We start from the raw sequence: 12996 nt of genomic DNA on the forward strand, positions 1-12996 counted from the left end.
GCCGCACGCGCGGACGAAAAAAAACCGCCCGGCGTCTGGCCGGGCGGTTTGCCGTTGCGTGCGACGGAGGCCGCGCCGCTCAGTGCAGGATCTTCGCGAGGAAGTCCTTCGCGCGATCCGACTTCGGATTCGAGAAGAAGTCTTCCTTGCGGTCGTCCTCGACGATCGCGCCCTTGTCCATGAAGATCACGCGATGCGCGACCTTCTTCGCGAAGCCCATCTCGTGCGTGACGACCATCATCGTCATGCCTTCCTGCGCGAGTTCGACCATCACGTCGAGCACTTCGTTGATCATCTCCGGATCGAGCGCGGACGTCGGTTCGTCGAACAGCATCGCGATCGGATCCATCGACAGCGCACGCGCGATCGCGACACGCTGCTGCTGACCGCCCGACAACTGGCCCGGATACTTGTGCGCATGCGCCTTCAGGCCGACGCGATCGAGCAGCTTCAGCCCCTTCTCGGTCGCTTCGTCCTTGCCGCGGCCGAGCACCTTGATCTGCGCGAGCGTCAGGTTCTCGGTGATCGACAGATGCGGAAACAGCTCGAAATGCTGGAACACCATCCCGACCTTCGAGCGCAGCTTGGACAGGTTCGTCTTCTTGTCGCCGACCGACTGGCCGTTCACGAGGATCTCGCCCTGCTGGAACGGCTCGAGGCCGTTCACGGTCTTGATCAGCGTCGACTTGCCCGAGCCCGACGGCCCGCACACGACGACCACCTCGCCCTTCTTGACTTCGGTCGTGCAGTCGGTGAGAACCTGAAACTGGCCGTACCACTTCGAAACGTTCTTGATGGAAATCATCTTGTGACCTTTTTCTGGAGACCTTTGACGAGGGCAGACGCCACCGAGCAAATCACGAAATAGCAGGCGCCGGCGAACAGCACCATCTCGACGGTCGTGCCGTCGCGATCGCCGATGTTCGCGGCCGTGCGGAAGAAGTCCGCGAGACTGATCACGTACACGAGCGACGTGTCCTGGAACAGCACGATCGCCTGCGTGAGCAGCAGCGGCACCATCGCGCGAAACGCCTGCGGCAGGATCACGAGGCGCATCGCCTGCGCGTAGTTCATGCCGAGCGCGAACGCCGCGTTCACCTGCCCGCGCGGCACCGCCTGGATGCCGGCGCGGATGATCTCGGAATAATACGCGGCTTCGAACAGCGAGAACGCGACCATCGCCGACGCGAGCCGGATGTCGATCGTCGGCGACAGCCCGAGCACGCCCTGCAGCACCTGCGGCACGATCAGGAAGAACCACAGCAGCACCATCACGAGCGGGATCGAGCGGAACACGGTCACGTAGGCCTTCGCGAACCACGCGAGCGGCTTCACGCCCGACAGGCGCATCAGCGCGAGCAGCGTGCCCCAGACGATCCCGACCACGATCGCGATCAGCGTGATCTTGAACGTGACGATCGCCCCCGTCCACAGCGTCGGCAGCGCGCCGGGAATACTACTCCAGTCGAACTGATGCATCACTTGCCTCCGATGTAGCCGGGCAGCCGCGTGCGGCCTTCGATCCAGCGCATCAGCCCCATCACGACGAGGTTGATGAGCACGTACGCGAGCGTGACCGCGATGAACGACTCGTAAGTCTGCGCGGTGTAGTCGACGAGCTGGCGCGCCTGCGCCGACAGATCGAGCAGACCGATCGTCGACGCGACCGCCGAGTTCTTGAAGATGTTCAGGAACTCGGACGTGAGCGGCGGCACGATGATCCGGTAGGCGACCGGCAGCAGCACGTAGCGATACGTCTGCCACTGCGTGAAGCCCATCGCGAGACCGGCGGCGCGCTGGCCCTTCGGCAGCGCGTTGATGCCCGAGCGCACCTGTTCGCACACGCGTGCGCCGGTGAACAGCCCGAGACAGACGATCGACGCAGTAAAGAACTGCGTGCCGGGCGGCAGCTGCTTGATCCAGGTGCCGATCGAGGCGGGCAACAGCTCCGGCACGACGAGGTACCAGATGAAGAACTGCACGATCAGCGGAATGTTCCGGAAGATCGACACATAGACCGTGCCGATCGCGGCCAGCCATTTGTTCGGCACCGTGCGCAGCACGCCGAACAGCGAGCCGACGATCAGTGCGATGACCCAGGCGACGAGCGATACTTCGATCGTCACCCAGAAGCCGGACATCAGCCATCCGAAGTAAGTCGTCGGCTCGCCGGTCGATACGGGGCTCAGGAAGATGCCCCAGTTCCAGTGGTATGACATGGGCAAGACTCCAGCAAAAAGAAACGGAAGAAGCGTGGCCTCTTCCGTTTCGTCAGCGTCAATTCTGCATCGGCGGCCTGTTCTCGCCGAGCGTGCCGGTTGCCGTCACGCGGATGTCGCCGCGGACGGCCCGCCGCTCGCGCGCAGGCCGTGACGCGTGGTCAGTCGAGCGCCTTGTCGTTCGGGTTCGCGTACAGCTTCTTCATCGAATCGGACAGCGGGAAGTTCAGGTTCAGGTTCTTCGGCGGGATCGGATTCTCGAACCACTTCGCGTAGATCTTCGCGGCTTCGCCCGACTTCTCGACTTGCGCGATCGCATCGTCGACGACCTTCTTGAACTCCGGATCGCCCTTGCGCATCATGCAGCCGTAAGCTTCTTCCGACTGCGGCGTGCCGACGATCACCCATTCGCCCGGCTGCTTCGCCTTCGCGCGCTCGCCCGCGAGCAGCGCGTCGTCCATCATGAACGCGACCGCGCGGCCCGATTCGAGCGTGTTGAACGAATCGCCGTGATCCTTCGCGCTGATGATGTTCATGCCCATCTGCTTGTCGTTGTTCATCTTGCGCAGCAGACGCTCCGACGTCGTACCGGCCGTCGTGACGACCGTCTTGCCCTTCAGGTCGGCGAAGTCCTTGACGCCCGAATCCTTCTTCGTCATCAGGCGCGTGCCGATCACGAAGATCGTGTTGGAGAACGCGGCCTGCTGCTGACGCTCGGCGTTGTTCGTCGTCGAGCCGCATTCGATGTCGACCGTGCCGTTCTGCACCAGCGGGATGCGGTTCTGCGACGTGACGGGGATGTTCTTCACCTGCAGGTTCGGCAGGTTCAGCTTCTTCTTCACCGCGTCGACCACCTTCAGCTGGAACTCGCGCGAATAGCCGACCACCTGCTGGTTCTGGTCGTAGTAGGAGAACGGGATCGACGATTCGCGGTGGCCCAGCGCGATCACGCCCGTGTCCTTGATCTTCTTCAGCGTGCCGGTCTCCTGAGCTTGCGCGCCGCTTGCGAACGCGCAGAGCGCTGCAACCATCAGGACTGCCTTGTGGTATTTCATTGTGGTCATCTCCTTGGCTAAAACCCGCGCCAGTGTATCAAAGTAATATTTCTGAAAGTACTGGTTGTTTACCGCACTACGAATCGCCGCGCGGAAAGCCGTCCTCCCGGCTTCGGGCGCTCCGCATGCGCGCGCGGGCGGTGCCGGATTCGGCACCGCCCGCGCGGGTTCATGCACGCAATCGGGTGGATTGCGTCATGGATCGATCGCGATCGCCGGCCGCGTTCGGCCGGCGCCGCCGATCAGGGGTACAGGCCGCGCATTTCGCGTGCCATCAGGATGCGCTTGCACGCGACGATGAACGCCGCCGTACGCACCGACACCTTGTGCTCTTCCGCGACCGCCCATACGCCGGCGAACGCTTCGCGCATCACGCGCTCGAGGCGATGGTTGATCTCGTCTTCGGTCCAGAAGAAGCTCGAGAAATCCTGCACCCACTCGAAGTACGACACCGTCACGCCGCCCGCATTCGCGATCACGTCGGGGATCACGAGCACGCCGTTCGCGCTCAGGATGTCGTCGGCCGCGGTCGTGGTCGGGCCGTTCGCGCCTTCGACGATGATCTTCGTGCGGATCTTCGACGCGTTCTTCTCGGTGATCTGGTTTTCCAGCGCCGCCGGGATCAGGATGTCGGTCTCGACCGTCCAGAATTCGTCGTTCGCCATCGGCTCCGCGCCTTCGAAGCCCGCGACGCCGCCCGTGCGCGCGACGTGGTCGAGCAGCTTGTTCGCGTCGAGGCCGGCCGGCTGGTAGATCGTGCCCGTGTGATCCTGCACCGCGATCACCTTCGAGCCCGCTTCCTGGAACAGCTTCGCGGCGATCCCGCCGACGTTGCCGAAGCCCTGCACGGCGATGCGCGCGCCTTCGATTTCGAGGCCCTTCTTCTTCGCCGCTTCGCAGCCGACGACGAACACGCCACGGCCGGTCGCTTCCTTGCGGCCGAGCGAGCCGCCGAGCGAGATCGGCTTGCCGGTCACGACGCCGGTCGACGTCTGGCCCTGGTTCATCGAGAACGTGTCCATCATCCACGCCATCACCTGTTCGTTGGTGTTGACGTCCGGCGCCGGAATGTCGGTGTTCGGGCCGATGATGATGCCGATTTCGCTCGTGTAGCGGCGCGTGACGCGCTCGAGCTCGCCGCGCGACAGCTTGCGCGGGTCGACGCGGATACCGCCCTTCGCACCGCCGTACGGCACGTTCACCGCGGCGTTCTTCACCGACATCCATGCCGACAGTGCCATCACTTCCGACAGCGTCACGTCCTGGTGGTAGCGCACGCCGCCCTTGCCGGGGCCGCGCGACACGTTGTGCTGCACGCGATAGCCTTCGAAGTGCGCGACGGTACCGTTGTCGAGCTCGATCGGCACATCGACGATCAGGATGCGCTTCGGACGCTTCAGCGTTTCCAGCCAGCGCGACAGCGAACCGAGGTACGGCGCGACGCGATCGACCTGCTGAAGGTAGTTGCCCCACGGGCCGAGATCGTCGGCGTGCAAGTAGGACGGGATGGACTGCAGTTGCGAAGACATGGATGCTCCAACGTTCAACGGATTGCGCACATTGTCGAAAAACCCGTTTTTTTTATCCAATGCCGTTTGCTTATTCGATTATGCGTTTCTTGCATGATCGCGATTTTTCGCAAATCCGCGGTCGATTTGCGCAAGAACGGCCGCGATCGGCCGTGCTTTGCGCGCGCGAAAAATCCTGCGCGGCCGCGCGGACGTGCCCGGCGGTCAGCGTGCAGTCAGCCGCTGCAAGCGCGCCGTCAGCCGACGGCCTCAGCCGCCCGTCTCGCGCAGCTCGTCGCGCACGACGTCCCATAGCGCACGCACGAGCTTCTGGCGCGGCTCCTCGCCCTGCAGCGCGAGCTTGTCGCAGTAGAGCCGGATCTCCATCGTCAGCGTGAACGGCTGCGCGCCGCCGCGCACGGCGCGGTCGAGCCGGATCAGCCGGCCGCCCGCGACCGCGTCCTCGACCGCGCTGTGCGGCAGGAACGCGACGCCGTGGCCCGCGAGCGCCATCGCCTTCAGCCCTTCGGCCATGTCGGTTTCGTACACGCGATCGAGAAACAGCGGCGTCGGCGCGTTCGCGATGATGACTTCCGTCATGCGGCCGAGATAGGCGTTCGGCGTGTACGACAGATACGGTACGCGCGCGTCGGGCGTGCCGGGCAGCGTGTAGCGCGGCCGGCCTGCGCGGCCGGGCGCCGAGAACGCGCTGATCGGTTCGCTGCCGAGGATCAGCATGTCGTAGCGGGCCGGGTCCAGCGCGACCGGATGGCTCGGATGGTGATAGCCCATCACGAGGTCGCAGCCGCCCTCGACGAGCGACAGCACCGCGTCGTGCACGTTCAGCGCGCGCAGCCGCGTATGGACCTGCCCCATCTTCGCCTCGATCCGCTGCAGCCAGCGCGGGAAGTAGGTGAGCGACAGCGTGTGCGGTACCGCGAACTCGATCGTCGGCACCGGCGCGCCGACGTGGCCGCGCAGCAGCGTGCGCGCCTCGTGCGCCTGCGACAGCATCGTCAGCGCCTGCTCGTAGAAGATCTGGCCGGCCTGCGTGAGCCGCGTCGGATAGACGGAGCGGTCGATCAGCTCGGTCGCGAGCCACGCTTCGAGCGCCTGGATGCGCCGCGAGAAAGCGGGCTGCGACACGTGCCGCAGCTCGGCGGACCGGCTAAAGCTGCGCGTCTCCGCGAGCGAGACGAAGTCTTCGAGCCATTTCAGTTCCATACGGGCGGGCGCGGCGGGCGGCGAGCGGAAGAAGGCTGCATTTTACCGGCGCCGCGCGCGGCCATCGCAGGCGGCCGCGCGCGACGGAGCCGGCGCGCGCCGATGGTAAAATCCCGGATTCTCCTCTCCACGCTCGACCCGGCCCCAGGGCCCGCCCGATCATGTCCGACACTCGTCCCGATACGCTTTTCGCGCTCACCGCGCTCTCGCCCATCGACGGCCGCTACGCCAGCAAGACCGAAGCGCTGCGCGACTGGCTCTCCGAAGCCGCTTTCATGCGTCACCGCGTCACCGTCGAGGTGCACTGGCTGATCGCGCTGTCGCGCGCCGGTTTCGCCGAAGTCCCGCGCTTCTCCGAAGCCGCCGAGCAGTTCCTGCTGCAGCTCGTCGAGCGGTTCACCGCGCACGATGCCGCGCGCATCAAGGAAATCGAGCGCGTGACGAACCACGACGTGAAGGCCGTCGAATACTGGCTGAAGGAATCGGTGAAGGGCCAGCCCGAACTCGAGAAGGCCAGCGAATTCATCCACTTCGCCTGCACGTCCGAGGACATCAACAACACGTCGCACGGGATGATGCTCGCCGGCGCGCGCGAGCACGTGATCCTGCCGGCGCTGCGCACGGTCCACCAGCGTCTCGTTGCGCTCGCACACGCGCACGCCGAGCAGCCGATGCTGTCGCGCACGCACGGCCAGCCGGCGAGCCCGACGACGCTCGGCAAGGAGCTCGCGAACGTCGCCGCGCGGCTCGCGCGTGCGATCGCGCGCATCGAGAAGGTCGAAATCCTCGGCAAGATGAACGGCGCGGTGGGCAACTTCAACGCGCACCTGTCCGCGTATCCGGAATTCGACTGGGAAGCGTTTTCGCGCGACGTGATCGAAAACCGCCTGAAACTCACGTTCAACCCGTACACGATCCAGATCGAGCCGCACGACTACATGGCCGAACTGTTCGACGCGGTCGCGCGCGCGAACACGATCCTGCTCGACCTCGACCGCGACGTCTGGGGCTACATCGCGCTCGGCTACTTCAAGCAAAAGACGAAGGCCGGCGAAATCGGCTCGTCGACGATGCCGCACAAGGTGAACCCGATCGACTTCGAGAACTCGGAAGGCAACCTCGGCCTCGCGAACGCGACGCTGCGCCACCTCGCCGACAAGCTCCCGGTATCGCGCTGGCAGCGCGACCTGACCGACTCGACGGTCCTGCGCAACATGGGCGTCGCGCTCGGCTATTCGCTGCTCGCGTACGACGCGCTGATCCGCGGCCTCGACAAGCTCGAAGTGAACCCGCAGCGTCTGAACGAAGATCTCGACAACTGCTGGGAAGTGCTGGCCGAGCCGGTGCAGACCGTGATGCGCCGCTACGGGATCGAGAACCCGTACGAGCAGCTGAAGGAGCTGACGCGCGGCAAGGGCATTACGCGCGAAGCGCTGCAGCAGTTCATCGGCACGCTCGCGATTCCGCAGGACGCCAGGGACCGCCTGCTCGCGATGACGCCCGCGTCGTATATCGGCAAGGCCATCGAACTCGCGAAGCGGATCGCGTAACGGCACGGCGGCGCACGTTCGCGCCGTTTCGTCGCCCACACACTCCATAGCGAAACGCCCGATGCAATGCATCGGGCGTTTTCGTTTTCATGCGCGGTTGTCGCGTGCGGAGGCGCACGCGCGATGCGTCAGAACGAGATCATCTTCCCCGGATTCAGCGCGCTCATCACGCTCATCGCCGCCTTTGCGGCCGGAATCGCAACCGGCGACAGCTGACGGCCGAGCGGAATCTCGCGATGGTCGATGCCGGTCAGCATCGAGAAGTCGTCGTTGCGGCCGACGAAGTCGTCGCAGATCGCCTTGCCGATCCGCACCGTCTGCGCGACGCCGTGCCCGCTCCAGCCCTGCACCATGTACACCGGCACGCGGCCCTCGGTCTTGCGGCTGTCGGTCGCGCCGTTCAGCGTGAAGTCGCTGACGCCGCTCCAGCTGTAGTCGAGCGCGAACCGGCCGTCGTATTGCGGAAACACCGCATTCAATCGCGTGAGCAGATACGCGTTCGCATCGTGCTGCGGCCAGCAGGTGCCGGTGCCCTGCCCGCCGAACAGCAGCCGGTTGCCGCGCACCGGCCGGTAGTAGTCGATCTGGAACTGCGTGTCGTACACCGGCATGCCGGCCGGCATCAGCGACGCGACGTCGACCTCGAGCGGCGCCGTCACGCTCACGTACGTGAAGAACGGCACGGTCGTCGCCGCGCCGTCGTCGAACAGCCGGAACGTCGTGTTGTGCAGCGCGAGCACGACACCCTTGCGCGCGGTGATCGTGCCGCCCGGCGTCGTCGCGACGACGCCCGCGGGCGTTTCGTCGAGTTCGAGCACCTCCGTGCATTCGTAGAGCGCGCCGCCGTTGGCACGAAAGCCGTAGACGAGGCCGCGCACGAGCGCGAGCGGATGAAGCTGGCCGCCGAGCGCATCGATCGCCGCACCGTGATAGAGCGGCGAGCGCACGTATTCGTCGTGCAGCTGATGCTTGCCGACGAGCGTCACGCTCGCGTCGCCGAGATGACGGCGCGCATCCGCGCCGTCGAGCAGCGCGCTCATGTGGCCGGGATGAACGGCGGCCGTCACGTGGCCGCGCCCGCGATCGAGGTCGAGCGCGTAGCGCGCGGCGATCGCATCGATCAGCGCCATCGATTCCGACGATGCGAAACGCCACAGCCGCTTCGCGTCCTCATGCGCGAGACGCTCGATCATGTCGGCCGCTTCCCAGCGCGCGAGGCCGGGCGTCAGCTGGCCGCCGTTGCGGCCGGACGCGGCCGAGCCGACGTGATGCTTGTCGACGAGGATCGTGTCGACGCCCGCCTCCGCGAGATGCAGCGCGGCCGACGCGCCGAGCAGACCGGCGCCGATCACGAGCACGTCGCACACTGCATCGTGCGCGAGCGGCGCCGCGTTGTCCCAGCGGGACAGCGATGCCTCGTACCAGTTCGCCGGGCGTTCGCCGGCGTAGCGTGCCGGGTCGCACCAGTTCCAGTTGTCTTTTTCGATATTCAGTTGCGTGGCTTCGAAACGCGATTCGCGCTCGAGCAGCGAGGGAATGGAAGTCATGTTCGCACTTGCATGGTCTTGGGCCGCCAGTCGAAGAGCCGTTCGGGCTTCGCGGGTGGGGCAGCCGGTTCCACTTGGGTGTCAACGAGAAACGGGGCGCAGCGGCCCGTGTTGACGGCGGCCACGCGCGTGGCCGCCTGGATCCCGGACCGTGCGAAACGCACGCATTGAAAGGTGCCGGGACACCCAATTTCTACACCGCAGAAATAATTCTACAGTGTAGAATCAGCTTTCGTCAACCTTTCAGCCGCGCGCCGTGCGCGGCTGCATTGCTCCGATGAAGGACAAATCCGCCCCAGGCCCACGCGGCCTCGACAAGGAAGCGATCGTCGCGGCCGCGCTTGCGCTGCTCGAAACAGTCGGCGAAGCCGCGTTCAGCGTGCGCAAGCTCGCGCAGTCGATCGGCTGCGACCCCATGAGCGTGCTGTATCACTTCAAGTCGAAGGAAGGGCTGAACCGCGCGATCGCGAACGCGCTGTCGCGTGCGCTCGTGCCGCTCGACGACGCGCTGCCGTGGCGCGACCGGCTGCGCGACCTCGCGCGCCAATACCGTGCGCTGGCGCTGCGCCATCCGGTCGCGTTCGGGCTGCTGCAGCGGCATATGAGCACGGGGCCCGCCGATCTCGCGCATGTCGAGGCCGTGCACCGCGCGCTCGCGGACGCCGGCGTCGCGGCGAACGCGCGCCCGACCGTGTGCGTCGGCTGGTATGCGAGCGTGATCGGGCTCGCGGCGGCCGAGGCCGGCGGCCTCACGCGGCCCGCGAACGACATCGAGCTCGCGGAAATGGACGCGCTGTCGGATACGGGGTATCCGCTGGTCAAGGCGGCCGCGCCGCTTTATGCGGCGCTCGATCCGGCGGTGGTGCACGAGACGATGGTCGAGGTTCTGCTCGACGGGATTGCGCGTCAGGCAGGCGGCGGCGCTGCCGGGAAAGGTGAGGCGGTTTGAGGCAGATCCGCGCTGAAGCGCGGAATGCCCTTGGTGCGGGCTCCATATCGCCGAAGTGCTATGAGGCTGGAATAAGCGCACGGAAGCGCTGATCGGCTACGGGCCCACCAACTAAAAAGGGCCGAGCCCTGTACGCAAACAGGACTCGGCCCTTCATCAGCGGCATATCGAGCGGTTTCAGCGGAACGGTGCGTCCCGCCCTGCCCTCAATGCTGCTGCGCGGTGCCCATCTTTGCGATCACCTGATCGACGATCTGTTCGGGCGTCAGCTCGATGCTGACCTCGATCGCTTCGTCCGGGCCCGGCTCCTCGAGCGTGTCGAGCTGGCTCTGCAGCAGCGACGGATCGAAGAAATGGCCGGTGCGCGTCTTCAGACGCTCGCGCAAGACCTCGAACGAACCCTTCAGATACACGAATCGCACGTCCGTGTCGTGCCCGCGCAGCACGTCGCGGTACGACCGCTTCAGCGACGAGCACGTGAAGACGGCCGTCTCGCCGGCCCGCTGCTTTTCCTCGATGGCCGCGCGGATCGCGCGCAGCCACGGCCAGCGGTCGTCGTCGGTCAACGGAATCCCGTGGTGCATCTTCTCCTTGTTGGCGGCGCTGTGAAACGCGTCGCCGTCGGTATAGCTGCACGACAGGCGTTGCGCCAGCATTTCGCCGATTCGCGATTTGCCCGCGCCCGACACGCCCATTGCGATCAAAATCATTGACTACCCCTTGTTACAGAACCATGCTCAGCAGCAACGTGAAGCCGAGGCCGAGCACCGAGATGATCGTTTCCAGCAACGACCACGTCTTGAACGTCTGACCGACCGTCATCCCGAAGTATTCCTTGATCAGCCAGAAACCGCCATCGTTCACGTGCGAGAAGATCAGGGAGCCCGACCCCGTGGCGAGCACGAGCAGCTCCGGGCTCACCGTCGTGCCGGCCGCGGCCGCGATCGGCGCGACGATGCCGCATGCGGTCGTCATCGCGACCGTCGCCGAGCCCGTCGCAAGACGCATCAGCGCGGCGACGAACCAGCCGAGCAGCAGCGGCGACAGGTGCGCGTGCTTCGCGGTTTCGACGATCTGCTGCGAAATCCCGCTGTCGCGCAGGACGCCGCCGAAGCCGCCGCCCGCGCCCACGATCAGCGTGATGCCGGCGATCGGCGCGAGACATTCGCCGCAGAACTTCTGGATCTGGTCGCGATTGAAGCCCTGCAGCTTGCCGAACGTGAAGAAGCTCACGAGCACGGCGATCAGCAGCGCGACGTCCGAATTGCCGGCAAAGCGCAGCAGGTTGTTCGGCAGCGACTTCGGCGCGAACACCAGATCGGCCCAGCTGCCGACGAGCATCAGCACGACCGGCAGGAGAATCGTGAACAGCGTGATGCCGAAGCCCGGCAGCGGACGCTCGCGGCCGCCGGCACGCGTATCGACGAACTGCGACGCGAGCGGATTGTTTTCGGCGAGTTTCACGAACTTCGAAATGGTCAGCGCGAACAGCGGACCGGCGATGATCGCGGTCGGCACGCCGACGATCAGACCGAACGCGATCGTCTTGCCGATATCGGCGCCGTATTGCTGAACGGCCAGCAGCGCGGCCGGGTGCGGCGGAATCAGCCCGTGCACGACGGACAAGCCCGCCACCATCGGCAGGCCGACGACGAGCAGCGACTTGCCGGTACGCTTGGCGACGTTGAACGCGATCGGGATCAGCAGCACGAAGCCGACTTCGAAGAACACCGGCAGACCGACGATGATCGCGACGAACATCATCGCCCAGTGGATGTTCTTCTCGCCGAACCAGTCGATCAGCGTGGTCGCGATCCGCTCGGCGCCGCCCGACTCGGCCATCATCTTGCCGAGCATCGTACCGAGGCCGACGACGATCGCGATATGGCCGAGCGTGCCGCCCGTGCCCGTCTCGAACGACTTGACGATCTTGTCCATCGGCATGCCGACGGCCAGACCGAGGCCGAGCGACACGATGATCAGCACCAGGAACGGGTAGATCTTGAAGCGCGCGATCATCAGGATCAGCGCGGCGATCGCGATCAGCGTGAATACGAGCAGCATGCTGCCTTGGACAGCCCCCATGTGGCACTCCTCCTTGGATTGTTCGAAACCGGGCGAGTGGTAGCGAGTATGCCCGGCTATGCAGGTCTCCGATACACGGGGGGTTCCCACCCCGTCAGGACGCTGAATTTTACTTATCTTTACGCCCCGCGGATAGAACCGGTTCCATCAGCAAAAACCCTCGGTAAAACAAGCACTAAGCGCTCGTTTACCGAGGGTTGGACGGTCGCCGGATGCAAGTCTTAGCGCGGCAGCTGGCTGGCGGCTTGCGCGAGACGCGTGACTTCGGCCCAGTCCTGCGCGGCGAGTGCCGCCTTCGGCGTGAGCCACGAGCCGCCGACGCACACGACGTTCGGCTGTTTCAGGAAAGTCGGCGCGGTATCGGCCGTGATGCCGCCCGTCGGGCAGAACTTGAGCGTCGGGAACGGGCCGTGGAATGCCTGCAGCATCGGCACGCCGCCCGCCTGTTGCGCGGGGAAGAACTTGACGATCTCGTAGCCGAATTCGAGCGCCTGGATGATGTCGCTCGGCGTCATGACGCCCGGCAGCAGCGGCAGGTCCGCATCGAGCGACGCGAGGTGCAGTTCCTTCGTCAGGCCCGGCGAGACGCCGAACTTCGCGCCCGCGCGCTTCGCCTGCGCGCAGTGCTCGGGCTTCGTGATCGTGCCGACGCCGACGACGATGTCGTCCGCGAGCTGGCTCGCGCGCTGGATCGCCTCGAGGCCGGCCGGCGTGCGCAGCGTGATCTCGAGCACCTTCACGCCGCCCGCGTGCAGCGCACGCGACACATGCTCGCCCTGCTCGACCGAGTCGAACGCGAGCACCGGAATGACGGGGCCCAGCTTCACGATTTCGGCAATCGTCTTCATCGATAACACTC

At 65.6% G+C, this 12996-nt stretch carries 12 protein-coding genes; 2 read left to right on the plus strand and 10 right to left on the minus strand.

The genetic code is table 11. The annotated features are described in order from the left end of the window. Positions 1-79 precede the first annotated feature (79 nt). The 6 genes from BCR55_RS04610 to BCR55_RS04635 all read right to left on the minus strand — a co-directional run bounded on the left by BCR55_RS04610 (position 80) and on the right by BCR55_RS04635 (position 6006). Positions 80-805, minus strand: a complete 726-nt coding sequence (locus BCR55_RS04610; protein WP_006401697.1) for an amino acid ABC transporter ATP-binding protein — start codon at positions 803-805, stop codon at positions 80-82. Continuing rightward, positions 802-1479 carry a glutamate/aspartate ABC transporter permease GltK gene (gene gltK, locus BCR55_RS04615; protein ID WP_006401698.1) on the minus strand — a complete coding sequence of 226 codons (678 nt, stop codon included), beginning with the start codon at positions 1477-1479 and terminating at the stop codon, positions 802-804. Before gltK ends, BCR55_RS04610 begins: the two co-directional genes overlap by 4 nt. Continuing rightward, positions 1479-2219 carry an amino acid ABC transporter permease gene (locus BCR55_RS04620; protein ID WP_006401699.1) on the minus strand — a complete coding sequence of 247 codons (741 nt, stop codon included), beginning with the start codon at positions 2217-2219 and terminating at the stop codon, positions 1479-1481. The genes gltK and BCR55_RS04620 overlap by 1 nt, the downstream gene beginning before the upstream one ends. A 161-nt stretch (positions 2220-2380) precedes the next feature. Then, a complete protein-coding gene (locus BCR55_RS04625; RefSeq protein ID WP_006408338.1) occupies positions 2381-3274 on the minus strand; it encodes a glutamate/aspartate ABC transporter substrate-binding protein in 894 nt (297 codons plus the stop codon). A gap of 242 nt (positions 3275-3516) precedes the next feature. Next, complete coding sequence (locus BCR55_RS04630) at positions 3517-4803, minus strand: Glu/Leu/Phe/Val dehydrogenase (protein ID WP_006400326.1); 1287 nt, start codon at positions 4801-4803, stop codon at positions 3517-3519. 249 nt (positions 4804-5052) lie between these two features. Continuing rightward, a complete protein-coding gene (locus BCR55_RS04635; protein WP_006407556.1) occupies positions 5053-6006 on the minus strand; it encodes a LysR substrate-binding domain-containing protein in 954 nt (317 codons plus the stop codon). Positions 6007-6167: 161 nt separating this feature from the next. Here BCR55_RS04635 and purB point away from each other — a divergent pair, with 161 nt between their 5' ends. Further along, a complete protein-coding gene (gene purB / locus BCR55_RS04640; protein WP_006407558.1) occupies positions 6168-7556 on the plus strand; it encodes an adenylosuccinate lyase in 1389 nt (462 codons plus the stop codon). A 128-nt stretch (positions 7557-7684) separates the two neighbouring features. Here purB and BCR55_RS04645 read toward each other — a convergent pair whose 3' ends face one another. Next, the gene (locus BCR55_RS04645) at positions 7685-9103 is read right to left on the minus strand and encodes an FAD-binding oxidoreductase (RefSeq protein ID WP_065494251.1); all 1419 of its coding nucleotides are present in this window, start codon (positions 9101-9103) and stop codon (positions 7685-7687) included. A 277-nt stretch (positions 9104-9380) separates the two neighbouring features. Between BCR55_RS04645 and BCR55_RS04650 the strand changes: the two genes are divergently transcribed. Next, entirely contained in the window at positions 9381-10052 is a 672-nt protein-coding gene (locus BCR55_RS04650; protein ID WP_006407563.1) for a TetR/AcrR family transcriptional regulator, read from the plus strand. 206 nt (positions 10053-10258) lie between these two features. Here BCR55_RS04650 and BCR55_RS04655 read toward each other — a convergent pair whose 3' ends face one another. From BCR55_RS04655 to eda, 3 genes are all read right to left on the minus strand, one after another. Then, complete coding sequence (locus BCR55_RS04655; protein ID WP_006400333.1) at positions 10259-10762, minus strand: gluconokinase; 504 nt, start codon at positions 10760-10762, stop codon at positions 10259-10261. A gap of 13 nt (positions 10763-10775) precedes the next feature. After that, a complete protein-coding gene (locus BCR55_RS04660) occupies positions 10776-12137 on the minus strand; it encodes a GntP family permease (RefSeq protein ID WP_006400334.1) in 1362 nt (453 codons plus the stop codon). Positions 12138-12358: 221 nt separating this feature from the next. Next, positions 12359-12985, minus strand: coding sequence for a bifunctional 4-hydroxy-2-oxoglutarate aldolase/2-dehydro-3-deoxy-phosphogluconate aldolase (gene eda / locus BCR55_RS04665; protein ID WP_006400336.1), 627 nt, complete (start codon positions 12983-12985; stop codon positions 12359-12361). Positions 12986-12996: the final 11 nt, after the last annotated feature.

The organism is Burkholderia sp. CCA53 (assembly GCF_001685525.1).
GTDB lineage: Bacteria > Pseudomonadota > Gammaproteobacteria > Burkholderiales > Burkholderiaceae > Burkholderia > Burkholderia multivorans.